Source organism: Paraburkholderia sp. BL6665CI2N2 (assembly GCF_004366535.1).
In the GTDB taxonomy this organism is placed as follows: domain Bacteria; phylum Pseudomonadota; class Gammaproteobacteria; order Burkholderiales; family Burkholderiaceae; genus Paraburkholderia.
Window position 1 is genome coordinate 7,772,816 of sequence record NZ_SORC01000001.1, and the last position, 24,905, is coordinate 7,797,720.

Genomic DNA, 24,905 nt, shown 5'->3' on the forward strand with positions numbered 1-24,905 from the left:
TGCATTTGACGGGTTTCACCACTACGTTTCAATGGATTGAGCGCCGTCTGGCGATATAGAGCATGAACTACGATTACATCATCGTCGGCGCGGGTTCGGCGGGCTGCATTCTCGCCAATCGCCTGTCGGCGTCGGGTCAATATTCGGTGCTGCTGCTCGAAGCGGGCGGCAAGGATAGCTCGTTCTGGTTCAAGATTCCGGTGGGTTTCACCAAGACGTACTACAACGAAACCTACAACTGGATGTACTACAGCGAGCCGGAAAAAGAACTCGACAACCGGCCGATCTATTGTCCGCGCGGCAAGGTGCAGGGTGGTTCCGGCTCGATCAACGCCATGATCTACGTGCGCGGCCAGCCGCACGATTTCGACGACTGGGCCGCCGCCGGCAACCCGGGCTGGGCATTTCGCGACGTGCTGCCGTACTTCCGCAAGCTCGAATCGCATCCGCTCGGCAACACGGACTATCACGGCGCGGACGGCCCGATCCGCATCTCGCCGATGAAAGACGCGGTGCATCCGATCTGCCACGTGTTCCTGAAAGGCTGCGATCAAGCCGGCTATCAGCGCAGCGACGACTTCAATGGCGCGCAATTCGAAGGCGCCGGCATTTATGACGTGAATACGCGCAACGGGCAGCGCTCGTCGAGCAGCTTCGAGTATCTGCACCCGGTGCTGTCGCGCAAGAACCTCACGGTCGAACGAGACGTGCTGGCAAGCCGCGTTCTATTCGACGGCAACCAACGCGCAATCGGCGTGAGCGTCACGCAGAATGGCACCACACGGCAATTCATGGCGACGCGCGAAGTGATTCTGTCGGCGGGCGCGGTCGATTCGCCGAAGCTGCTGCAACTCTCCGGCGTGGGCGACAGCGCATTGCTGGCGAAGCATCGCATCGCCATGGTGAAAGAACTGCCCGCGGTGGGCCAGAATCTGCAGGACCATTTGTGCGTGAGCTTCTACTATCGCGCGAACATGAAAACGCTGAACGACGAAATGCGGCCGCTGCTCGGCAAGCTCAAGCTCGGTCTGCAATATCTGCTGACGCGCAAGGGGCCGCTCGCGATGAGCGTGAACCAGTCGGGCGGCTTCTTCAAGGGCAACGATCGGCAAGCGCAGCCGAATCTGCAGTTGTACTTCAATCCGCTGTCGTACCGGATTCCGAAGAGCAACAAGGCGAATCTCGAACCTGAACCGTATTCGGGCTTTCTGCTGGCGTTCAATCCGTGCCGGCCGACCAGCCGCGGTTCGATCGAGATCGCGTCGAATCGCGCCGAAGACGCCGCGAAGATCCGCATCAACGCGCTGACCACGGAGAAGGACATCGACGAAGTGATCCAGGGTTGCGAACTGGTGCGCAAGGTGATGGCGTCGCCAGCGCTGAAGGCGATCACGGTCGAGGAAATCTCGCCAGGGCCGCAGGTGAAGACGCGCGAGGATTTTCTGCAGTACTTCCGTGAGCAATCAGGTTCGATCTATCATCTGTGCGGTTCGTGCGCGATGGGCGACGACCCGCGAAGCTCGGTGGTGGATGCGCGTTTGCGGGTCCACGGTATCGCCGGTTTGCGCGTGGTCGATGCGTCGATCTTTCCAAACATCACGTCGGGCAATATCAATGCGCCGACCATGATGGTGGCGGAGAAGGGCGCCGACATGATTCTCGAGGACGCCGCGAGCGAAGTTGCGTATCGGCCTGTGGCGGCGGAGATGGCCGCGACGGCTTGATGCGGTAGCGCAGGTGTTAACCGGCGTCGCTCAAAGGCGCCGATTCGGACGCATCCAGCGCCCGTCCGCTCAACCAGATTTCCTGCTGCAGCCAGTCGCGAAACAGCGCGACGTGCGGCAGTTCTTCCTGTTCCGTGCGCGTGACGAACCAGTACGACTGATGCCCATCCACGTGCACGTTCAACACCTGCACGAGTTGGCCTTCGGCCAGTTCGCGCGCGATCATGTGGCGATCGGCGATGGTCACGCCGAGCCCGTCGATTGCCGCGCGAATCGCGTGATCGAGCAGATCGAATTCGTAACCCCCGCGCGTATCCACGTTTTCAATGCCCGCCGCCTTGAGCCAATGCTGCCAGGTGAGGTAGCGCTGATCGGCGCTCGCCAGCACATGCAACAGCGTGAACTGATTCAGATCGATTGCCGCGCTGCCTGCCTGGCGCGCGAGCAAGGCGGGCGAGCAGACCGCGATATGCCGCTCGCTCATCAACAGGCGGTTTTCGACACCTTCCCATTCGCCATTGCCGAAGCGGATAGCGCAATCGAGCACGCCGGATTCCGCGAGGTCGTCGTCGACGCGCGTCGACAGACTCAGTTCGAGTTGCGGATGCGCGTCACGCAGGCGGCCGAGGCGCGGCATGAGCCAGCGGCTGGTGAAGGTGGGCGGCGCATTGATGCGCAGGCGATTGCGATGGGTCTTTTCCTGCAGGCCGCGTACCGTGAGTTCGATACGATCGAACGACTGCTGCAGCGCTTGCAGAAGAACGCGGCCGGCAGCCGACAGTTCCAGATGGTGATGGTGACGCTGCAGCAGCGTCTCGCCCAATTGCGCCTCGAGTTGCCGGACCTGGCGGCTGACCGCGCTTTGCGTGACGTTGAGCAGTTCCGCGGCGCGGGTGAAGCTGCCCGTGCGGCCGGCGACTTCGAAGGCTTTTAGCGCGTTCAGCGCGGGCATTTTGCGTTTCAAGATGTTCGACCGGGAGGTAAGGCGCGGCGGCGCGATATCCCGGTATTTTACTGGTTTGCCTGCGCGGCGCGGCGCCCATGATGCGCCGTGCAGGCGTCGCAGCGTCAATAAGCAATACAGACCGACTTGCTCTCCGTATAGGAATCGATGATCGATTTGCCGTGTTCGCGGCCGATGCCCGACGCCTTGAAGCCGCCGAACGGCATGGCCGGATCGACCATGTTGTGCGTGTTGACCCACACCGTTCCGGCCTCGATGCCGTCCACGAGCCGCAGCGCCTTGTCGAGCTGATTGGTCCAGACGCTCGCGCCGAGACCGTATTCGGAGGCGTTCGCCTGAGCCAGCACTTCATCCAGGTCGTCGTAAGGCATGGCGACCAGCACCGGGCCGAACACCTCTTCCCTGACGACGGAAAGCGGCTTGCAGGCGCGATTGGCGATCACGGTCGGACGCACGAAGTAGCCCTCGCGCTCCACGCGCGCGTCACGCGACACGATCTCGCCGCCTTCGTCCTTGCCCTGCGCGATCATGCCGGCCACTTTGTCGCGATGCCGCGCGGAGACCATCGGGCCCATCTGCGTCGCCGCGTCGAAGCCGGAGCCGAGCGTGATGCCGTCGGCGACGGCGGCAATGCCTTGCACGACTTCGTCGTAAATGGAGCGCGCGACATACAGGCGCGAGCCCGCCGTGCAAACCTGGCCGTGATTGAAGAAGATCGCGCCGGCCGCGCCTTCGATCGCCTTGCGCGGATCGCAGTCGTCGAGCACGATCACCGGGCTCTTGCCGCCCAGTTCGAGCGACGCGCGCTTCAGATCGTCCGCGCACTGACGGCCGATGATGCGCCCGACCTCGGTCGATCCGGTGAAAGTGACCTTGTTCACCAGCGGATGCCGCACGAGCGCCGCGCCTGCTGTTTCGCCGCGGCCGGTCACCACGTTGAACACGCCGGCCGGGAAACCCGCTTCATGCGCGAGTTCGGCGAGACGGATGGCCGTCAGCGGCGTTTCTTCAGCCGGTTTCAGCACGACGGTGCAGCCGCAGGCCAGCGCCGGGGCAATTTTCCATACCGCCATCAGCAGCGGAAAATTCCACGGGACGATGGCGGCCACCACGCCCGCCGGCACGCGTCTGGTGGAGGCGTTGTAGCGTGTGCCCGGCGGGAACGGAATCGACAGATCGAACGTGCTGCCTTCGATCTTGGTCGCCCAGCCTGCCATATAGCGCAGCCATTGGACGCTGCCCGCCACTTCCAGCATCTTCGAGAAACCGATCAGCTTGCCCTGATTCAGCGTTTCCAGCGCGGCGAGTTCGTCGCTATGCCGCTCGACGAGGTCGGCGAGTTTCAGCAGCAGACCCTCGCGGACGGCCGGCGGCATTCTGCGCCACGCGTCGGATTCGAAAGCCGCCTTCGAGGTTCTGACGGCGTGATCGATATCGGCTTCCGACGCGTCGGGAATCTGCGCGATTTCTTCCGCGGTGGCCGGGTTGAATACCGGAAAGGTTTGGCCCGCGGCGCTGCCGGTTTGTTCGCCGTTGATGAACATGGTGTGCGGCAATATGGCCGCCAGCTTGTGTTCGGTCATGGTGGTTCGTCTCCGTTGGGGGTGAGTGGCCGTGGCGCTAGCCGGAAGGGTTTGTCTGACGGCGGAATGGGTTGAGGCGCGGGTGGACGTGCCGCCTGGCGCGCCAACGCGTTGCTAACGACGCGGCGCAGATCACGTTTGCCGTCGCGCTCAATGCGTACAGCAAGACGAATCCTTCGCCGAAAAAGTAGGGTGTGGTCGACAGCGCAGCACCCAGCAGCATGCCGATGTGATGCGCGACGCCAGGGCAACTCGCGCTCAATACGCTGGTCGCGCTGGTCGTGATGCCGCGCAAGTTGGCGAGCGCGGGAATCGTCACGCAATCGAGAATCAGAAAGACCGCGGCCGCGAGTGGCGCAAGCGCGGGATTGTCGTTCGCCGCGAGCGTACCGATCAGCGTCGCGCGAGCGATGTACAACGCGATCAACAGACGATTGCCGCGCAAGCGGTCGGCGATCAACGCCAGCACGCAGACGGCCGCAAGCGAAAGCGAGATTCGCCAGAACGGTTGTGCGCCGCTGACACCGCAGATAGCAAAAAGCTGGAAGCGTGCGAGGCTGCCGCTCGATAGTCCCGCGAGCAAGGCGAGAAAAGCCGTCGCACTTGAAGGAGTCGCCGCTTTGATCGAATCGGAATCTTGCTGAGTGCCGCGCTCCACGTTATGACGCCTTTCGGCGTTAGCGCGCAGCCAGTTGAGCAACATGACGACGCCCGTCGCGATCATCAGCACGGCAATCGCCATGCCGTGCGCCGAATCACTCAAATACGCGGGTACGCTATTCATTGCGCTGATCGTCACGATAAGCGTCGCGGCGCTCGCCAGCAGCGTGGTTCGGCCCGATGAGCGCGACATCAGCAGTGGCACGCTCATCATGGCCGCAAGCATCAGCGCGCTCATCCATAACTCGGTGGCGTGCCGGCCGAGGCCGGCCTGCATCACCAGCGCAGCGCCGCCGCTCGCGAGGCACACGCATGCCGCACTCGCGCACAGCATGCGTGCCAAAGCGGCGTGCCACGCACGAGGCATGAGCAGATCAGTGCTTGCAGCAGCCATGATCCGTGGACTTGCCGTCTTCGACGCTGTTCAGATCACGCTCGGCCGGCAAGTCCATCGTCGGGTTGGCCGAGAAGAAGTTGTTCGGCTTGAGCATGAAGCCGGCGTATTCCACCGGCATCACCGGGAAGTCCTCAGGCTTGCACACATGCGTGTGGCCGAAGCTGTGCCACAGCACGACATCTTCATTCTCGATGTTGCGGTTCGCCTCGATATAACGCGGCAGGCCGTCGCCGCCAGAATGCTGATTCGGATAATCGCCGCTTGCATAGCGCTCAGCCGGATCGAACGGCGTGACCCACACGTGGCGCGTGGCAAAACCGCCGCGCTGACGCACTTTCGAACGTTCGTCGGCCAGCATCAGCGGCGAGTCGTTCACGACCAGCTTATAGCCCGGATTCGCGCCCAGGGCATTCTTCACATTCGGGTTGCTGACCTTCCAGTAGCGACCGGTGCTGCCGTTCGCGTTGCGGGCGGCTTCGCTTTCGGTCTTCAACACGCGCCTGGTTGTATCGAATACATTGCCGTACGGATTGTTCTCGCCCATTGGACGCGGCACGAATTCGTGTTCGGTCACCGTGTTGCGCTCGCCGTCCACCATCATGTGCATGCGGGCGTTGAAGAAGTGCTGATGCGTCGGGCCGCCGAGGTTCTCCGTGATCATGCCGCCCCACGGATAGGTGTCGCCATCGGCCACGGCGGACGTTTGCACAATGCCGGTCAATTTGCATTCGAGCTGAATCGTGCCGTCCTGGTACAGATACCAGTAGAAGCCGTAGTCGTAGTTGCCGACCGTGGCGAAGAAGGAAATCACGAGGCGTCGCGAGCGGCGCATTTCGAATACGCCGGTGCGGAATTCATAGTGCTTCCACAGCGTGCCGTAGTCTTCTTCGTGCATGCAGACGGCGTTCTTCATCACGAACGCGTTGCCGAAATCGTCCGCGGACGGAATGTCGAAATAGCGGATCGTGCCGAGGCAATCGCAACCGAGTTCGAGCTGGTTCGCCAGTTTGCCGAGACCGTATTCACCCGCGTCGAACGCGCTTTTCCAGTAGTGATTAGTGGTCGGGTCGGAGTAGGGCACGCACATTTCCGTGACGCTTGCACGGTAGATGATCGGGCGTGTGCTCTTGCCGTCGTCCCATGACAGTTGGTGCAGCACCAGCCCTTCGCGCGGCGTGAAGCCGACGCGGAAGTTCCAGTTCTGCCAGTTCACGTGCCAGCCGTCGATCGTGAAGCTCGGGCCGTCGGGCTGATTGATCGAGAGCGGCTTGAGCGTGCTGCGCGGTTCGCCGAGACTCGGTGTGTCGTAGTTGTGCTTGGCGCGCGGAATCGGAATGATGCGGCCGTCGTCGACCAGTTCGATCACTTTCTTTTCCAGCAGATCGACCACGGCCATCACGCCTTCAATTGGATGCGCGTAGCCGTTATCGGTTAGTGTCTCGCGGTAATAGCTCACGCAACGCACAAGACGCCGGCCGTTTTCGTTCTCGCGATCGAAGCATCCTGCCGAGAACGGGTCGACCTGGACGCGTTCCAGATCCTTTTCGCTGAGGCCGCGCTTCATCACGGCCACGCGCCATGCTTCGTCGCTTTTGACGATCTGTTCCGCGTTCATGAAGTCGTCGATCATGATGGGCGGCTGGCCGTACGGCGCCTCGCCGAACGGCATCACACGGCGCGCGGCGATTTTCTTTTCTCTCAGGTCCACCTCGAATTCGATCGTCGCGCCATTCGACCGATCGATGACGAGTACGAAGGCCGTGCGCGAAAAATAGTTGCCGGTTTTGAATGCCACCACTTCGGCTTTCGGCGGCTCGCGCAGTTCGACCATCGGAAAACGTGCGTGCGAGTCGAGTTTCTCGGCGGCTTTCACGAGATCGCACGCGAGCTGCATTTCTGCGCCGCTCAGCGGATCGAGCGGATGAACGGGGACGTGAGCGGCTTTCGTGGCATTCGTGTTCATAAGATTCCCGTAAGGAGTTGCTGGACCGGACAGCGTGCTCGCGAGGCGAATGAGGCACGGCGAACGCTGAGTCGATGGCAAATCGTAGGAACCCAATAATATTTTCGCGCTTGCGTATTGCGCCAAATGAACGATAAAGTGCGCCAGGGAATGACTCGAGCAATCGTCAGCGAAGACTGGAGAGGAGACGCTCAGCATGAAGAAAGTCACGCTCAACGGCAGTTTCCCGATGGTCCGCGCCGCGGTCATGGGACCGGTTGTGCGCGCACTCGATGCATCGGGCGCGCAATGCGACACGCTGCTGGAGGAGTTCGGCATGAGCCGCAAGCTTCTGTCGAATCCGTACGAAATCCTGCCGCTCACGCGCTACGTAGCGGCGTTCGAACGTGCCGCGGAGGTCCTTGGCGAGTCCGCGCTCGGCCTGCGTTTAGGCAGTGAGTTGCAATTGACGGAACTCGGGCCCGCAGGTCTGGTGTTTCTCTCATCGCCCACCTTGAATGCGGCCATGCGCAAGTTCGTGCTCGCGCTCGCGTCGTGGCAAAACACCACGACCTGCGAATTGCTGCGCGACGACGAATGGCCGATCTGGACCTACCAGATCGCCAGTCCGCAAATCTGGCCGCGCCGCCAGGATGCGGAATACAGCCTCTCGACCATGTGCCATATGGTGCGCCTCGTGCGCGGCGCGGCGTGGAATCCGGTTGAAGTGCATTTCGAACATGCCGCGCCCGCCGACCTCAAACCGTATGCGCGCATCTTCCATGTGCCGGTGCGCTTTCAGCAGCCTTTCAATGGCTTGATTCTGCGGCCGCAGGATCTCGACGCTTCGCTCAAAAGCGCCGACACGCAAATGGCGCGCATGATGGAGCGCCACGCTACCGATCTGATCGCACGGGATGCGATGCCGCACAGCATCGCCGAGCAGGTTCGCGATCTGGTGACGCGGCGGCTCGCGCACGAAAAGCTGATCGTCGCCGACATTGCGAAGGATCTCGGTCTCTCGCATCGCTCGTTGCAACGGCACCTCGCGCAAGAGGGCACTTCCGTGCGACAGATCGTGCGCGAGGAACGGCAACGCAGCGTCGAAGGCCTGCTCGAACGGGAAGAACTCACCAATGCCGCGATCGCACGCGCCGTCGGTTATGCGGACGCCACGGTCTTGTGGCGCGCCACGCGTAGCTGGAAGAAAAACAGCGCGTGACGTGGCCGTATTTTCTTTCAACCTGAAAGTAACGCGCGAGAATAGTTCAGGTTCCTAAATATCCGCCGAAATATTCGCCGAGAGCGTCCGTATTCGGGCTTCCCCGCATTGGCGCAAATTATCGAAAATTTGGCGCGGTTGGCGAAGTCGCTTTATTTTTTAGCTACCTACCATGCGCTCACACCGAAGCATCGGAGATCGGTCAAGCGAGCGTCTGGATCAGCAGTGCAGGGTTCAGGCGAGTCCCAGACTAGCCAACACAACAGAGGCAGCGATGAGTGAACCCTATTCTCCGACCCGAGCGGTCGACGCGGAGAACCCCGTGGAATTGAAAGGCAATACGCTGGGCTTATGGCAGATCGTGTTCCTGGTGATTTCGGCGGCCGCGCCGCTGACCGGCATGCTCGGCGCGGTGCCGCCCGCGATCAGTCTGGGCAACGGTGCGGGCATTCCGGGCGCGTTCGTGATTGCCGGCGCGGTGCTGCTGATTTTCAGCGTGGGCTTTGCGTCGATGAGCCGGCACGTGGTGCGCGCCGGCGCGTTTTACGCGTACATCACCGCCGGACTCGGGCGGCCGTTGGGTATGGCCGGCGCGCTCGTCGCGCTGATGTCGTATACGTTCATCCAGATCGCGCTATACGGACTGTTTGGTTTCTTCTGCACGGTGATCCTCTCGCCGCTGTTGCCTGTCGCGTTGCCCTGGTACGGGTATTCGTTGATCTGCGTGGCCGTGGTGCAATTCACCGGCATTCGCGGCATTGATCTGAATAGCCGCCTGCTCGGCGTGCTGATGTGCCTCGAACTGGGCATTCTGCTGGTGCTCGCCATCGCGATCGTCGTGCATGGCGGCGGACCCAGCGGGCTCACGCTCGCACCATTCACGCCGCAGCATGTGTTCAGCGGCCACCTCGGTATTGCAGTGATGTTCGCCTTCGCGTCGTTCATCGGCTTCGAAGCGACCGCGATATACGGCAAGGAATGTCGCGATCCGAAGGTGACCGTGCCGCGCGCCACCTACGTGTCCGTGGTGCTGATTCTCGTGTTCTTCGCCTTCGTCACGTGGACCATTGTTTGTGCGTACGGCCTCGCCGATGTGGTCACGGTGGCGACCAAACAGCCTGGCGATTTCTGGTTCATCCAGTCCGGCAAATATCTGGGCAATGCAGCGACGACGGTGATGAGCTTCCTGCTGCTCAGCAGTATTTTCGCGAGCCTGTTGTCGTTTCATAACACGCTGGTGCGTTATATCCATGCGCTGAGTCTCGAAGGCATCCTGCCGCAAGTCCTCAACCGTGTGCATGAAAAATATCGTTCGCCGTATGTGGCGAGCTATCTGCAGACGGTCTCTGTCTGCGTGCTGCTCGGCCTCTTTATCGCGGCAGGCAGCGACGTGTTCAATATCGTGTTCAGCTGGAGTTCGGCGCTCGGCACGATCGGCATTGTGATGTTGCAGGCGGTGACGAGTTTTTCGGTGATCGCGTTCTTTCGCAAGACGCGCAAGGACACGCGCGTATGGCACGCGGTCGTTGCGCCGCTGGTGGGTGGCTTCGGCCTGTTGTATATCGGTGTGATTCTGGTGCGCAATCTCGACGCGCTCAGCGGCTCCGATAGTCCGATCGTCAAATCGTTTCCCTGGATCGTGTTCACGGTGGCGCTGGTCGGCGTGCTGATCGGTCTCATTCTGCGCAAGAAGCGCCCGGATATCTACGCACGCTTCGGCCAGTAAAAGCAAACCGCGCGCACCGCGCGAATCGCGCCAACCCTGCGCGACAACCACCTACCTCACTTCTCGACAAGACAATCATGGCAGACACTTTCGTCAAGCGCTCGGCGCTTGCGCTGGCCGCGTTCGGCCTTTCGATGGGCGCACACGCGCAATCTTCGGTGACGCTTTACGGCACGGTCGACGCCGGCCTCATCTACACGAGCAACCAGCAGACGACGCTCGCCAACGGCAGCACCAACGGACACGCGAACTATCAACTCGGCGGCGGCAATCTGGTGCCGTCGCGCTGGGGCTTGATGGGCACGGAAGATCTCGGCGCGGGCACGACGGTCAACTTTGCGTTGGAGAACAGTTTTCTGATCGGCAGCGGCGCGATGCTGCAATCGAATACGCTGTTCAATCGCAATGCGTGGGTCGGCGTGAACAATGCGACGTATGGCGCGCTGACCTTCGGCCGTCAATACGATCCGTTCTCGGATTACATGGGTGCGTATGCATCGAGTAATAACTGGGCGACGCTGTACGGCTCGCATTTCGGCGATGTTGATAACCTGAACGAGGCGTTCAACTTCAACAATTCGATCAAGTACATCAGTCCGAGCTTCGGCGGATTCACGCTGGGGGGATTGTTCAGCCTCGGCGGCGTAGCGGGGAATTTTTCGCAGAACAAGGGCTGGGCGCTGGCGGCGAATTACGCGCAGGGGCCGCTGTCGCTGAGCGCGGGGTATCTGGAGTTGAATCAGCCGTTGCAGGCGGCGCTGGGTGGCACGAGTGGCTATATCGGCGACTTCAGTTGTGCGAACGCGGACGCGGCGTATTGTCTGCTGCAGGATGCGAGCAAGTTGCGGATTTTCGGGGCAGGGGGTTCGTATTCGTTCGGCAAGGCGAACGTGGCGGTGACTTATACGCATACGCGGCTGTCGCAGAGCCAGTACTTCGCGACCGCGGCGCGACCGGCCGGCACTGACGTTTCATTCGATATCGCCGAATTGAACACTACCTATGCGCTTGCGCCGGATTTGCAGCTTGGGTTCGCCTATATCTTCAACGACGTCAAACCTGGCGGCAGCGGCTCGACCCGCGTGCATCAGATCAACCTCGGCGCGGTGTATAGCTTGTCGAAACGGACCGCCGTTTATGCCGTGGCGATTGGGCAGAAATCTTCCGGTGCCGGATTAGGGGTTGATCCGGCGACCGGGGCGAGCGAGAACCTGGCGCAGATTCCGAACGTGGTGAATTCGGATACGGACCGGCAGGTTTCGGTGGTGTTGGGGTTGCGGCATAACTTTTGACGTCACGCTTTGAACGTCGCCTGCTCGAGAATCATGTCGTAGAGCGCTTGCGCGGCAGGTGACAACTGCGCGGTCTTGCGCGCCACGAGCACGAGCGTGCGCGACACGACCGGCTGTGTGAGTTCGACAATGCGCACCGTCGGATACGCGCCTTTCTGCAACGCAAGCGCCGGCACCACGGCCGCGCCCACACCCTGCGCGACCAGCCCGACAGCCGTCGAGCTGCGCTGCACTTCGTAGAACGAGCGCAGCGCCAGGTGGCTCGGCGCCAGCGCTACGTCCAGCAACGCACGGTTGCCGCTCACCTCGCCGGCAAAGATCAGCGGATACGATTGCAACTGCTGCCAGGCGATGCGGCGCCGCTTTGCCAATGGATGATCCTCGTGGCAAATCAAAACGTAGCGGTCCTCCGTGAGCGGCACGCTCGCCAGATCGGGATGATGCTCGCCCGCGATATTGATGCCGAATTCGACTTCGCGGCGCAGCACGGCCGCTTCCACCGCGGACGACGCATGATCGAGAATCCGGATGCGGTTATGCGGATAACGCGCCGAATACGCCTGCAGAATACGCGGCAGATACTGCACGCCAACCGTCGGCACACAAGCTATGGACACATCGCCGCGGCGCGCCACGCCCGTCTCGCGGATTTCGACCAGCGCATCGGCGAGTTCGCGGAGCAAGCGGCGCGCTTGCGGCAGAAAACCGCGCCCGATTTCGGTGAGCGCCATGGAGCGCGTGGTCCGCTCGATCAGCGTGACGCCGAGATAGGTTTCGAGCTTGCGCAGACGCTGCGTGATGGCGGTTTGCGTGACGTGCAGCGAATCGGCGGCACTCTGGAAGCTGCCGCGATCCGCGATGGCGACGAACGCCTGAACGCCGAGCGTGTCGATTTTCATCAGTAAAATTGAGGAATCGGAGTGATAAATTCATTTTACTCCGCACGTCGCGCCGCCGAGAATGGGCGGATTGGATCGGCTGGAATGCCGCGCGGTTCAGATCGACGGTCACCGATCCGGCCACCCTGAACACAAGGAGTCCCAGATGACGTCGAAGAAGGATTGGCACGCGAAGCAGTACGTGATGTTCGAAAACGAGCGCACGCGTCCGGTCAGGGATCTGCTGGCGGCCGTGCCGACGGCGAATGTGAAGACTGCGGTGGACATCGGCTGCGGACCCGGCAACTCGACCGAGACACTCGCGGCGCGCGTGCCGGGAGCGGCGGTCAGCGGTATGGACAGTTCGCCCGACATGATCGCGGCGGCCCGCCAGCGACTGCCGCAATTCCGCTTCGACGTGAGCGACATTGCCACGTGGGACGCGCCCGGACCCTACGACCTGATCCTCGCCAATGCGGTGCTGCAGTGGGTGCCCGACCATGAGCGGCTGTTTCCGTCGCTCGTCGGCAAGCTCGCGCCGGGCGGCAGCCTCGCCGTGCAGATGCCGGACAATCTCGACGAACCGGCGCACCGCCTGCTGCGCGAGATTGCCGCCGATGGTCCGTGGGCGCACAAGCTCAAAGGTGTCGAGCGCACCATGCGCTACGGCGCACAGTGGTATTACGCGTTGCTCGAACCGCTGTGCGCGCGGGTCGACGTGTGGCGCACCGTCTATCACCACCCGCTCGCGGGTGGCGCGGACGCCGTGGTCGAATGGTTCAAGGGCAGCGCGCTGCGGCCGTTTCTCGCCGAACTCGACGACGCGGAGCAAGCCGCCTTTCTCGGGCGTTACCGCGAGGCGATTGCCGCGGCTTATCCGGCGCTCGCCGACGGCACGGTGCTGCTGCCGTTTCCGCGCCTGTTCATCGTCGCTACGCGCTAGCGGCGCGGGCTCGCGAGCGAGGCGTGGTGCGGCCCGCGGGCCGGTTGCCGTGCCGATGTGGCGCCGCCGCGCCAGGGTACTCAGGAATTGCCGCGCTTGAATTCTGCGTGATATTGTTCTATCGAAGCGGAGGCCGGCGACACGCCGTCCTCACCGGAACGCAATCCACCGCAGCGAGCGTCGCCATGAGTGATGTACGCCATCATCTGAGTCCACGGGACCGTCTGGAGCTGTTGTGCTGGCTCACATGCGGCAGTCTTGGCGCTTATTACCTGAATGAGGACTGGCCCGACGCGGCGTTCCACGTGCAAGCCGCGCACAAGTGGCTCGACCGCCGGGCGCGGGAGGCCGACTGGCTGACGATCGCCAAGCTGACCGCTACCGCGGTGGAGATCGCGCGGCGCCACGCGCGGTTTGTCGAGGCGGACTGGGCGAGAGACGCGGTCGAGGAGATTCTCGATACGGATGAACTCGATCCTCAGGCCCGGCTCGTTCGGCAAGTCATTGCCGATTGTCAGAATGCTTTGTCGGATAAAAGGTTGGCGGATTAAGGTTCAATCACGCACGCCATCGGCTGAGCAGTTCGGGGTGAGGCGTTCGCCACCACCTCGCCGCCGGCCCCACCAGATCGCGCTCGATCGGCCGCCGCATGCCGGCCGTCCTGCCGTTGGGCGTTGACGACCGAACGGCCGAGTGCCCCACTCAGCGCGCTTTTCTGCGGACGAACGTTGTTCCGTTTCGGGGCACGCACTCGCCTCGCAATTTCGCAAGCTCAATTGAGTTATCGCGTCAGGCGAAGTCAGTCGAGCGCGACAACGCCTCCCACGTTTCGATTTCCTCCTTCAGTGCCGCCAGCTTCGTCTTCACCAGATCGAGCGCATCGTTGCCGAGCAGCAGATGCACGGGCGGATTCTTTGCCGCGACGATTTCCAGCAGCGCCTGCGCCGCCTTGCGCGGATCGCCCGCCTGCTTGCCGCTCTTTGCTTCGCGCGCTTCGCGGATCGGGTCGAACAGGGCGTCATAGTCGGCGATGCTCCGGCCCGCGCGGACCATCGAGCGGCCGGCCCAATCGGTGCGGAACGAGCCGGGCGCGACCGCCGTGACCTTGATGCCGAAGCCCGCCACTTCTTTGGCGAGCGTGTCGGTGATGCCTTCGAGCGCGAACTTGCTGCCGCAGTAGTACGCAATGCCGGGCATCGTGATGAAGCCGCCCATCGAGGTGATGTTGACGATGTGGCCCGAGCGCCGCTCGCGCATGGCGGGCAGCACGGCCTTGATCATCGCCACCGCGCCGAACACGTTGACGTCGAATTGACGGCGCAGATCGTCGAGCGGCGATTCTTCCAGCGTGCCCTCGTGTCCGTAGCCGGCGTTGTTGACGAGGACGTCGATCGGGCCGACAGTGTCGGTGATCGCGGCGATAGCGGGCGTGATCGCCTCGAAATCCGTGACGTCGAGCACGACCGCGTGCGCCCGTTCGGCCGCCAACGCCGTGAACGCATCGCGCGCGGCCTCATTGCGCACCGTGCCGACGACGGTATGGCCCGCGTCGAGCGCCGCCTGCGCGAAGGCGCGGCCGAAGCCGGAACTGACGCCGGTGATCAGAAACGTTTTGCTCATGGTGATCCACTCCTTGATTTTGTCCGTCATCACATGGCGCTTTCGGGCGAAAACGCGGGGCATCGACGGAAACAGCCCAGAACTGAATGGTAGGAGCGGCAGGGCCGGGCGCGAATGCCGGGTCGTCTGCGTTGATTGCCTAATCCTATGAACGGATGGATTTTTCGACGCCGCGGTGGCACAGTGCAATCTGCTTAACCATGTCGACAGGGCCCGCAATGAAGCACAAACATCAGGATCCGGGCGCGAGCCAACGCATGGTGGCCTTGCTCGAAAATCTCGCGCCGCTGGAAGGCTACAACCTCACCGTGCTGCCCGACGTGCGCTTTCTGCGGTCGAACCGGCCGCTGAGCCGCACCCCGGTGCTGTACGACCCGGGCGTCGTGATCGTCTGCCAGGGGCGCAAGCGGGGCTTTCTCGGCGAGACGGTCTACGTGTACGACGCGCAGCACTATCTGGCCGTCTCTGTGCCGGTGCCGTTCTCGATGGAAACCGAAGCGAGCGAGGCCAAGCCCTTGCTCGCCATCTATTTCCGCCTCGACTTCAAAGTCGCCGCGGACCTGATGCTGCAACTGGACGAGCGGGACGCGGGCGTGCCGGCCGAACCGCGCGGCATGATGTCGACGCCGCTCGACGCGAAGCTGAGCGCTTCGGTATTGCGCTTTCTTGAGGCGATGAGCGTGCCGCTCGAGGCCGAACTACTCGGACCAGCGCTGGTGCGCGAAATCTACTTCCACGTGCTGACCGGCGAGCAGGGCGGATCGATGCGCGCCGCGCTGACCGCGCAGGGCCAGTTCGCGCGGATCGCCAGAGTGATCCGCAAGATTCACGCGTGCTATCGCGAACCGCTCGACATCGGGCAGCTCGCGCTGGAAGCGAACATGAGCGTGCCCAGCTTCCACTCGCACTTCAAGGCGGTGACGCGCACGTCGCCGATGCAATATCTGAAGTCGACACGGCTTCATCAGGCGCGCCTGCTGATGGTGAGAAACGAGGTGACGGCGGCGCACGCGTGTGTGCAGGTGGGCTATGAAAGCGCCTCGCAATTCAGCCGCGAATTCAAGCGCCTGTTCGGCCGCAGTCCGGTCGAAGAGGCTGAACGGATGCGCAAATCCTTCGCCGTGCCGCCGCCCGCGCCGGGTACCGTATTCGTCGCCTCGCACTGAGCGGAGCTGGCCCGGTGCGCGTGGCGCAAACTGTGTCTGTCCGTTCCATCGAGCCGTCGATACGCTTTGAACCCATGCTACAGATCCTCGGCAAGACCTCATCCATCAACGTCCGCAAAGTCTTGTGGACCTGCGCCGAACTCGCGCTTCCATTCGAACAGCAAGACTGGGGCTCCGGATTTCGCGCGACCAACGTACCGGAATTTCTCGCGCTGAACCCCAACGCCATGGTGCCCGTTATCAAAGACGGCGAGTTCCTGCTGTGGGAGTCGAATTCGATCATCCGCTATCTGACCGGCCGCTATCGAGGCGAGTGGCTATATCCGCTCGATCCATGCGAGCGCGCCCGCTGCGATCAATGGATCGACTGGCAGGCAAGCGAATTGAACCGTTCCTGGAGCTACGCCTTTCTGGCGCTGGTCCGGCATTCTCCGGCCCACCAGGATCCGCGGCAGATCGAGCTGTCTTGCGCGAATTGGGCGAAGCATATGGACATGATCGAAGGACAGTTGCGGAAAACCGGCGCGTTCATCGCCGGGGATGCGTTTTCGCTCGCGGACATTCCGCTTGCGCTGTCCATCAACCGCTGGCTGGAAACACCGCTGCAGCACAGCGATTTGCCGGCGGTTGACGCGTATATGACGCGTCTCGCCACGCGCGAAGGCTACCGGATGTATTGTCGCAACGGTACGCCGTAACGCACGCGCAAACTCCCACGCCTTACAACAATCCGTGCGCAATGCTTACGGATTCCCGAGCACGCACGCGCTGCTGCGCGGCGCGCCCCGACTCGCCTACAATGGCCACTTTTGCGACACCGATTGAAGGTTCCATGATGCGGGTATCGAAAGTTGCGCTGGCGTTGCTGGCCGCGTGTTTCACTCTGAATGCGAGCGCCGAGATGACGGCCGCGCAGTACAAACAATGGGCGCATGCCGATAACAACTCGATCTACGCCGCGTACATTACCGGCACGATCAACGCGTTCGGCTGGGCGAACGGCGAACTGGTATCGAAGAAGAAGCCGCCGCTCTTCTGTCCGCCGCAAAATCTCGCCATCGGCAACCAGAACGTCTATCCGTTGCTCGACACGTTCTTCACCAACCACCCCGGCCTGTCGGACGATTTTCCGGTCGGCCTCGCGATCCTCCGTTCGCTTCAGGCGGCGTTTCCCTGCTGAGGCACATTCTGAGGAGCACCGCTTGCCGGTGAGTGGCAGCAACGCGGGATAACCGGTGTAAGCCCGAAGCGGGGCCACTCAAGGCCCCGCGTTTCGTCAAACCTGCACGAGCTTCGGAATCTGCACGTCCGGATTGACGTCTGCTTCGTAATCCACGCCCGCGATCTCGAAGCCGAACAGACGCAGGAAATCCGTCTTGTAGCCGCTGAAGTCGGTGAGTTCGTAGATATTGTCGTTGGTCACCTGGGTCCACAGTTCCTGCACGCGGTTCTGCACCTCGGGGTCGAGCTCCTTGTAGTCCGCGCGCAGACGGCCTTCTTCGTCGATGTGCGGGGCCGCGCCGTACAGGCTGTCTTTGTACAGGCCATAGACCTGCTCGATGCAGCCTTCATGCGTGCCTTTCTCCTTCATGACCTTGAAGAGCAGCGACAGATACAGCGGCATCATCGGAATCGCGGAACTTGCTTGCGTGACGACCGCCTTCAGCACCGAGACACGCGCATCGCCGCCCTTGGCCGCCAGCTTTTCGCGAATGCCCAGCACCTTCTGGTCGAGGTCCTTCTTGGCCGCGCCGATCGAGCCGTTCCAGTAAATGTCGTGTGTGATCTTCTCGCCGAGGTAGGTGAACGCGGTGGTCTTCGCGCCGTCCGCGAGCACGCCGGCTTCGAGCAGGGCGTCGATCCACATCTGCCAGTCTTCGCCGCCCATCACCGCGACGGTGTCGTCGATTTCCTTCTGGGTGGCGGGTTCGAGCACGGTTTCCTTGATGACTTCCTTGTCCGTGTCGATGCCGCGCAGATTTACCGCCTTGCCGACCGGCTTGAGCGTCGAGCTGAACACTTCGCCGCTCTTCGGATGCGTGCGCTTCGGCGCGGCGAGGCTGTAGACGACCAGGTCGACCTGACCCAGATCGCGCTTGATGACTTCGATGGTGCGCGCTTTGACTTCATCGGAGAAGGCGTCGCCGTTGATGCTGGTCGCGTACAGGCCTTTTTCCGTCGCGAATTTCTCGAAGGCGGCGGTGTTGTACCAGCCGGCCGTGCCGGCCTTGGTTTCGCTGCCGGCGCGCTCGAAGAACACGCCGAGCGTGGCGGCGTCCGAGCCGAACGCCGCGCTGATGCGGGCGGCGAGGCCGTAGCCCGTGGATGCGCCGATCACCAGCACTTTCTTCGGGCCGTTGGCGATGGGGCCGCGTGCCTTGACGTAGTCGATCTGTTCGCGGACGTTGGCTTCGCAGCCGGTCGGATGGGTGGAAACGCAGATGAAGCCACGCACGCGCGGTTTGATGATCATGAAGCACCTCTTGTCGGAATTGGCGACATTATAGTGGGCCGCGTAGTGGGCCGCGATGGTTGCGGGCGCGCCGCGGCGCTTTGGCTTCTGGCTGCGCTCCGGCCGCGCGCCGTGGGCAAAAAATCGGCCGCTGCCGCGCGACTTGGTAGGATTGCGCCTTTCCCGTCCGACGATTGGCTAGTGTGAAGCGCCTCATCCCCTCATTTCTGGCGGCCCTCGATAAAGGGCTGACCCTCGCCAACCCGCTCGTCGCCCAGGCTTTGTGGCACCTGCGCCACCCGACGCGCCGTGGCGTGCTGAAGGCTTGCGCGGAGCTTCCGCTGTTGCTGGTGCTGTACGTGCTGATCCTGATTCCGTTCACACCGGGCATCGGCGACATCCGCAAGGCCAAGATCGAGCAGCCGGCGCAGATCCTCTCGGCGGACGGCAAGCTGCTGGCCGAATTCAAGCCGTCCAACCGCGAGTGGGTCAAGCTCAAGGACATCTCTCCGAACGTGGTGAATGCGCTGATCGCCACCGAAGATCACCGCTTCTACGAGCATTGGGGTCTCGACTGGCGGCGCACGGCCTCGGCCGCGCTGCATACGTTTTCCGGCGACCGGCAGGGCGGCTCGACCATCACGCAACAACTCGCCCGCAATCTCTATCCCGACGAAATCGGCCGCGCGCCGACGCTCACGCGCAAGCTGAAGGAAGCGATTACGGCCTTCAAGATCGAGGCGCTCTACAGCAAGGACGAGATTCTCGAGACCTACCTGAACACGGTGCCGTTCCTCTACAACGCCTATGGCATCGAGATGGCGGCGCGCACCTATTTCGACAAATCGGCTTCCGACCTGAACGTGCTGGAAAGCGCGACGCTCACCGGCATGCTCAAGGGCAACAGCTACTACAACCCGGTGCTGAACCCCGAGCGCGCGCTGCAGCGGCGCAATACGGTGCTTGGCCAGATGGTCAAGTACGGAAAACTGACGCCGGCCGCCTACGCCACGTTGAGCCGCCGGTCGCTGCGCATCGATTTCGAGCGCCAGACCGAGCCGCCCGGCCCCGCGCCGCATTTCGCGCAGCAACTGCGCAAGTGGCTCGCGTCGTGGGCGGACCGGAACGACTACAACATGTATGCCGACGGGCTGGTGGTGCGCACCACCATCGATTCGCGTCTGCAGACCATGGCGACTCAGGCCGTGACCTTGCAGGGCAACCAGTTGCAGGGCATCGCCAATGCGGCGTGGGGCAGCCGCGCGGGCTGTTCGAACGGCCGCGATCTGCTGCAGATTTTCCTGCGCGAAACGCCCGACTACCGTGCTGCCAAAGACGCCGGCCTGACCGATGACGACGCGCTCAAGCGCGTCTCGTCCGACCGCAATCTCGTGAAGTCGGTGTGCGAGTCCAAAACGCGGGTGCAGGCGGATTTTCTCGCCATGGACCCGCGCAACGGCCAGATCCGCGCGTGGGTGGGCAGCCGCGACTTCAGCCAGGACCCGTTCGACCATGTCCAGCAGGCGCGGCGCCAGCCGGGCTCGACCTTCAAGCCATTCGTCTACGCGGCGGCTTTCGAGTCGGGCGCGAAACCCGCCGACACTTTCATCGATAAGCCCGTGGAAATTCCGCTGGCAGGCGGCGAAATCTGGCGTCCAAGCGACGAGGACGAGCCGAGCGAGCGCAAGATCAGCCTGCGCGACGGGCTGGCGTATTCGCGCAACCGCATTACCGCGCAACTGATGGAGACGGTCGGGCCGGACAAGGTTGCCAGATTGGCCCGCGCGATGGGCGTGCGCGACAGCGAACTGGATCCGGTGCCGTCGCTCGCGCTCGGCACGAGCCCTGTCACGCTGAAGGAAATGGTTTCGGCCTACGGCACGATCGCCAACCTCGGTGCCTACGTGGAGCCGGTTATGGTGACACGCATCGAGAACCGCAAAGGCGAGGTGCTGGCCGAGTTCGCGCCGGTGTCGCCGAAACAGGAACTGCCCGCCGACACCGACCGTGTGCTGATCGACGTCATGCGCGACGTGGTGAACCGTGGCACGGGTTCGAGCATTCGCAGCCGCTTCGGCGTGCGCGGCGACGTCGCGGGCAAGACGGGCACCACACAGGGCAATGCGGACGGCTGGTTCATCCTGATTCATCCGCAGCTCGTGGCGGGGGCGTGGGTCGGTTTCAACGACAGCCGCGTGACCCTGCGCAGCGACTACTGGGGCCAAGGGGCGCACAGCGCGCTGCCGATTGTCGGCGATTTCTTCCAGCGCGCGCAGCGTTCGAGGCTGGTCGATAGCCGCGTCAAATTCGCCACCGACCAGCAGCCGGGTTGGTTCGCCGAACGCTCGGCCAGGTTGCGCGAGTGGTTCCAGAATCTGTTCGCAGGGTCGCCGGGCAAGCCGGAGGCGCCGGTGGGGCAGCGCGGAACGACGCGTCGGCCGCCGGCTGCCGTGGCGGAACAACCGGCAGTCGCGCCGTCGGCGTCGGGGGCTTTGGCCGAGCCGCGGGGATTGCCGCAGCCGCCGATGCTGCCGTCACCAGCTTCAGCGCCGGCGGCGGCGAGCGGGGCGGTCGACGGTGAAGCGCGCGGTGGCGGTGAACCGGCACTGGCGCCGACGCCCACGCCCGACGACGTGGTGCCGCCGGACGCCGGCAGCCCGGCAAACGCGTTGCCGGAGACGTCGGCGGGCGGGCGCGGGTCGCCGTGAGCGGTGCGGCGTAGTCCGCGCTGCGCGGTTGAGCCGGGTCGGCGCTTTTCTCGGGAGCGGCTCAATTCGCAGCGCTTTCCGCAGGTACGGCCGCGCTCGCGTGGTTTCTTTTCAAAGCACGGCCCTGCTCGTGGGGCGCTTTCCACAAATGCGTCTGAGCCACGCATTACTTTTCAGCGGCGCGGCGACCTGACGCGACTCGCTTCGGCCGCGGCGGCCAGCGCCGCTACGACCTGGCCGCCTCGGTCGCCCCCGTTGGCTCCGAATCCGAAAACCCCGCCGCCGCTTCGAGCGAAGCATCGTGATGCAGCAACAGCACGGCCGCGACGCCGACCAGCCCCGCGCCCGACAGGCACAGCAAACCGGCGCCGAAGCCGCCGGTGCTGTCCTTGATCCAGCCCATCGCATACGGTCCGAAGAAACCCGCCAGATTGCCGAGCGAATTGACCGCCGCGATGCCGCCCGCTGCCGCCGCACCCGACAGGAACGAGGCCGGCAAGGTCCAGATCACCGGCAGGCAACCGAAGATGCCGAACCCGGCAATCGACAGCGCGATCATCTTCTGCACCGGGTTGTCGAGCCCGGCGGCCGCCGCGATGCCGCCCGCCGCCACCAGCAGCGCAATCGCCACGTGCCGTTTGCGTTCGAGCTTGCGGTCCGAGTGCCGTCCCCAGAACACCATGCTGATCACGCCGACGATATACGGCAGCGACGTCACGAAGCCCGTCTGCAGATTGGTGAGCCCGAACGATTTGACGATCTGCGGCAGGAAGAAGCTCAGCCCGTAGTTGGTTGCGTTCGCACCGAAATAGATCAGGGCGACCGCGAGCACGCGCGGGTTGAACAGCGCCTCTTTGACGCTGAACTTATGCACCGCTTCGCGATGCGCGCGCTCCTGCGTCTGGCGCGCGACCAGCCAGCCGCGTTCGTCGGCGGCGAGCCAGGCGGCGTCGGCGGGCTTGTCGGTGAGGTAGGAGAGGACGACGAACGCGAGCACCAGCGCGGGCGCCGCCTCGATCAGATAGACCCACTGCCAGCCGGCCAGTCCGGCGAAGCCGTCCATCGACAGCAAGGCGCCGGAAATCGGGCCGCCGATCACCGTGGACAGCGGAATCGCCGCCATGAAATAGCCGACTACGCGACCGCGATACGCGGCGGGAAACCACAGCGTGAGCAGGAAGATGATGCCCGGGAAGAAACCCGCCTCCGCCACGCCGAGGAGAATCCGCAGCCCGTAAAACACGTGCGCGGGGGAGAGTCCCGTGAAGCGCGCAATATCTGGGATATACGCCATTGCGCCCGCGAGAACGCCCCACGTGAACATGATCCGCGCGATCCAGCGGCGCGCGCCGAATTTCTCCAGCAGCAGATTAGATGGGACTTCGAAGAAAAAATACGCGATGAAGAAAATCCCGGCGCCGAAGCCGAAAGCACTCGCGGACAGGCCGAGCGCCTTGTTCATCTGCAGTGCAGCAAAGCCGACGTTGACGCGGTCGAGATAGGCAATGAAATAACACAGGATCAGGAACGGCACGAGCCGAACCGTTACGCGTTTCATGGTGCGTGCTTCGAGATCCATCGATGTCTCCTCCGGTTTGGCATCCGGCTGGTTTAAATGATGTCGTTACAGACTAGACGCTGAAAACCGATTCCGGAAGGTTTTTGCACAGTGCGCAATGCGGCGTGCTCAGGTCCACGGAACGTGAACCTTGTCGAGATTGCGGTCGAGCTGGTACGCCGCGCTGATCAGCGCGAGATGCGTGAGCGCCTGCGGGAAGTTGCCGAGCGCCTCGCCGCTGGTGGCCACTTCCTCGGAAAACAGGCCGACGTGATTCGCGTACGCGAGCATCTTTTCGAACACGAGGCGGCCTTCGTCCACGCGTCCGGCGCGCGCCAGCGCTTCCGCATACCAGAACGAACAGGCGCTGAAGCCGCCTTCGACGCCGGGCAGTCCGTCGAGTGTCGTACCGCGCGTATAGCGGAAGATCAGCGGGTCCACTTTCAGTTCGCTGCCGATCGCGTCGAGCGTGCCGAGCCAGCGCGGATCAGTCGGCCCGATGAAGCGCACGAGCGGCATCATCAACGCGGACGCATCGAGCCGTTGCGAATCCGGCGTCTGCACGAACGCGTTTAGTTCGTCGTTCCAGAAGTGCTCGTGAATGTCGGCGTGGATCGCGTCGCGCGTGTCGAACCAGCGTTTGAGCGGCGCAGGCAGGGAACGCTTTTCCGCCAGACGCAGCGCGCGGTCCACCGTGACCCAGCACATCAGCCGCGAATGGAGCAGGGGCCGCAGGCCGTTGCGAAACTCCCAGATGCCGTGGTCCGGTTCGCGCCAGTGCTCGACGACATAGTCGACCGTGCGCGTGACATCGCGCCAGCCGTCGTGCGAGATCGCGGCGCCGTACTTGTTGTACAGATAGATCGCGTCGAGCAGCGCGCCGTATACGTCGAGCTGGACCTGATCGCGCGCGGCGTTGCCGACGAGCGGTACGCCCGCTGTGCCATCGCCGTTCGACAGCGCCGCGATTTCGGTTTCTTCCGGCGGCTCCTTACCGTCGACGGTGTACATGACGTTCAGCGAGCCGTCCGAGTCGCACTGCCGGCTGCGTCCGGCGATCCATGTCATGAAATTGCGCGCTTCGCCGGTATAGCCGAGACGCAGCAGCGCGTACACGGAGAACGCGGCGTCGCGAATCCATGTGAAACGGTAGTCCCAGCGGCGCGAACCGTCGAGCGCTTCGGGAAGCCCGAAGGTCGGCGCGGCGACGATCGCGCCATGCTCGCTGGAACTGAGCAGCTTCAAGGTCAGCGCCGAGCGCATCACGACCTCACGATAGCGGCCGCGATAGGTGGATTGCGCCGACCAGCTTCGCCAGTAGCGGACCGTATCGGTCAGTGCCGTTTCGCAATCGAACGATTTTTCGCGCAAGCCTTCGGCGTCGCCGAAAGCGAAGCCGGCCGTTTCGCCATGACTCAGCTCGAATTCCGCGTGCGCGGCGCCGTGGTCGAGCGCGAGCGGCACGGTGCTGTTCAGGCGCAGTTGCATGCCGCTTTCAACGCCGGTTTCGGCGGCGGCGTGGAATTCGACGCCGCCGTTTTTATCGATGTGAGCCGTGTGCGCGCCGCGTGCATAGTCGAAGCGCGGCTCGCAGCGCATCCTGAACGCCATGCGGCCGTGCACGACCCGCACGACCCGGATCACGCAGTTGGGTAGCGGCGCGTCAGCAGCGGCGCTGCCGCCGTCCTCGGGCACCGGCATGAAGTCCATCAGTTCGCAGACGCCCTCGGGCGTCATGAAACGGGTCAGCAGGACATTGGTATCGGGCAGATACATCTGCTTGACGTTGGCGCCTTCGCACGTGGGTTCGATCGAGAAAGCGCCGCCGCGCGACGGCTCAAGCAGGCCGGCAAAAATCGCCGGCGAGTCGATGCGCGGAAAGCACATGAAGTCGATCGAGCCGCGCAGCGAGACGAGCGCCGTGGTCTTCATATTGCCGATCACGCCGCGCGCGTCGGTCGGCAGGGCGGGTCTCGGTGGGACAGGTCGTTGATCGGGCATGTCTGCACACTCCGTGAAGCGAGCCGCGATGCGCTCATACGAAACCCGTCAGCAACGTCTGTGCCGCGC

Annotated in this window: 19 protein-coding genes; 10 read left to right on the top strand and 9 right to left on the bottom strand. The window is 63.2% G+C overall.

All coding sequences use genetic code 11. The features are described 5' to 3' along the window. Positions 1–62 precede the first annotated feature (62 nt). Positions 63–1,724 (top strand): GMC family oxidoreductase N-terminal domain-containing protein, encoded by a 1,662-nt coding sequence (locus tag B0G81_RS34840; RefSeq protein ID WP_134141853.1) that lies wholly within the window; start codon positions 63–65, stop codon positions 1,722–1,724. A gap of 16 nt (positions 1,725–1,740) precedes the next feature. Here B0G81_RS34840 and B0G81_RS34845 read toward each other — a convergent pair whose 3' ends face one another. The 4 genes from B0G81_RS34845 to B0G81_RS34860 all read right to left on the bottom strand — a co-directional run bounded on the left by B0G81_RS34845 (position 1,741) and on the right by B0G81_RS34860 (position 7,291). Continuing rightward, entirely contained in the window at positions 1,741–2,676 is a 936-nt protein-coding gene (locus B0G81_RS34845; protein ID WP_134141856.1) for a LysR substrate-binding domain-containing protein, read from the bottom strand. A gap of 116 nt (positions 2,677–2,792) precedes the next feature. Next, a complete protein-coding gene (gene styD, locus B0G81_RS34850) occupies positions 2,793–4,271 on the bottom strand; it encodes a phenylacetaldehyde dehydrogenase StyD (RefSeq protein WP_134141860.1) in 1,479 nt (492 codons plus the stop codon). Positions 4,272–4,308: 37 nt separating this feature from the next. Next, a complete protein-coding gene (locus B0G81_RS34855; protein ID WP_166679106.1) occupies positions 4,309–5,298 on the bottom strand; it encodes a hypothetical protein in 990 nt (329 codons plus the stop codon). Positions 5,299–5,305: 7 nt separating this feature from the next. Beyond that, on the bottom strand, positions 5,306–7,291 hold the full coding sequence (locus B0G81_RS34860; protein WP_134141866.1) for a primary-amine oxidase: 1,986 nt from the start codon (positions 7,289–7,291) through the stop codon (positions 5,306–5,308). 196 nt (positions 7,292–7,487) lie between these two features. Between B0G81_RS34860 and B0G81_RS34865 the strand changes: the two genes are divergently transcribed. The 3 genes from B0G81_RS34865 (at position 7,488) to B0G81_RS34875 (ending at position 11,510) form a co-directional block, all read left to right on the top strand. Beyond that, the gene (locus B0G81_RS34865) at positions 7,488–8,492 is read left to right on the top strand and encodes an AraC family transcriptional regulator (protein ID WP_134141868.1); all 1,005 of its coding nucleotides are present in this window, start codon (positions 7,488–7,490) and stop codon (positions 8,490–8,492) included. A 274-nt stretch (positions 8,493–8,766) separates the two neighbouring features. After that, positions 8,767–10,218 (top strand): APC family permease, encoded by a 1,452-nt coding sequence (locus B0G81_RS34870; protein ID WP_208328580.1) that lies wholly within the window; start codon positions 8,767–8,769, stop codon positions 10,216–10,218. Positions 10,219–10,295: 77 nt separating this feature from the next. After that, a complete protein-coding gene (locus B0G81_RS34875; protein ID WP_134141873.1) occupies positions 10,296–11,510 on the top strand; it encodes a porin in 1,215 nt (404 codons plus the stop codon). A gap of 2 nt (positions 11,511–11,512) precedes the next feature. On the opposite strand, the gene B0G81_RS34880 is transcribed toward B0G81_RS34875, so the two are convergent. Continuing rightward, complete coding sequence (locus B0G81_RS34880) at positions 11,513–12,409, bottom strand: LysR family transcriptional regulator (protein WP_134141878.1); 897 nt, start codon at positions 12,407–12,409, stop codon at positions 11,513–11,515. A 145-nt stretch (positions 12,410–12,554) separates the two neighbouring features. Here B0G81_RS34880 and tam point away from each other — a divergent pair, with 145 nt between their 5' ends. Together tam and B0G81_RS34890 are read left to right on the top strand one after the other, a co-directional pair. After that, on the top strand, positions 12,555–13,331 hold the full coding sequence (tam, locus tag B0G81_RS34885; protein WP_134141883.1) for a trans-aconitate 2-methyltransferase: 777 nt from the start codon (positions 12,555–12,557) through the stop codon (positions 13,329–13,331). A gap of 185 nt (positions 13,332–13,516) precedes the next feature. Further along, positions 13,517–13,882, top strand: coding sequence for a hypothetical protein (locus B0G81_RS34890; RefSeq protein ID WP_116116971.1), 366 nt, complete (start codon positions 13,517–13,519; stop codon positions 13,880–13,882). Between the two features lie 238 nt (positions 13,883–14,120). Here B0G81_RS34890 and B0G81_RS34895 read toward each other — a convergent pair whose 3' ends face one another. Further along, entirely contained in the window at positions 14,121–14,957 is an 837-nt protein-coding gene (locus tag B0G81_RS34895) for an oxidoreductase (protein ID WP_208328622.1), read from the bottom strand. 212 nt (positions 14,958–15,169) lie between these two features. On the opposite strand from B0G81_RS34895, the gene B0G81_RS34900 reads away from it, so the two are divergent. The 3 genes from B0G81_RS34900 to B0G81_RS34910 all read left to right on the top strand — a co-directional run bounded on the left by B0G81_RS34900 (position 15,170) and on the right by B0G81_RS34910 (position 17,297). Further along, positions 15,170–16,117 (top strand): AraC family transcriptional regulator, encoded by a 948-nt coding sequence (locus tag B0G81_RS34900; protein WP_116116972.1) that lies wholly within the window; start codon positions 15,170–15,172, stop codon positions 16,115–16,117. A gap of 74 nt (positions 16,118–16,191) precedes the next feature. Next, positions 16,192–16,815 carry a glutathione S-transferase gene (locus B0G81_RS34905; RefSeq protein ID WP_134141890.1) on the top strand — a complete coding sequence of 208 codons (624 nt, stop codon included), beginning with the start codon at positions 16,192–16,194 and terminating at the stop codon, positions 16,813–16,815. 134 nt (positions 16,816–16,949) lie between these two features. Next, positions 16,950–17,297 carry a hypothetical protein gene (locus B0G81_RS34910; protein ID WP_241974594.1) on the top strand — a complete coding sequence of 116 codons (348 nt, stop codon included), beginning with the start codon at positions 16,950–16,952 and terminating at the stop codon, positions 17,295–17,297. Positions 17,298–17,393: 96 nt separating this feature from the next. Here the strand turns inward: B0G81_RS34910 and fabV are convergent, their stop codons facing one another. Beyond that, positions 17,394–18,590, bottom strand: coding sequence for an enoyl-ACP reductase FabV (gene fabV / locus B0G81_RS34915; protein WP_012433018.1), 1,197 nt, complete (start codon positions 18,588–18,590; stop codon positions 17,394–17,396). A gap of 182 nt (positions 18,591–18,772) precedes the next feature. Here fabV and B0G81_RS34920 point away from each other — a divergent pair, with 182 nt between their 5' ends. Then, entirely contained in the window at positions 18,773–21,277 is a 2,505-nt protein-coding gene (locus B0G81_RS34920; protein WP_134141892.1) for a transglycosylase domain-containing protein, read from the top strand. A 226-nt stretch (positions 21,278–21,503) separates the two neighbouring features. Here the strand turns inward: B0G81_RS34920 and B0G81_RS34925 are convergent, their stop codons facing one another. Together B0G81_RS34925 and B0G81_RS34930 are read right to left on the bottom strand one after the other, a co-directional pair. Next, the gene (locus B0G81_RS34925; RefSeq protein WP_134141895.1) at positions 21,504–22,856 is read right to left on the bottom strand and encodes an MFS transporter; all 1,353 of its coding nucleotides are present in this window, start codon (positions 22,854–22,856) and stop codon (positions 21,504–21,506) included. A 108-nt stretch (positions 22,857–22,964) separates the two neighbouring features. Then, complete coding sequence (locus B0G81_RS34930) at positions 22,965–24,836, bottom strand: glycoside hydrolase family 15 protein (protein ID WP_134141900.1); 1,872 nt, start codon at positions 24,834–24,836, stop codon at positions 22,965–22,967. Positions 24,837–24,905: the final 69 nt, after the last annotated feature.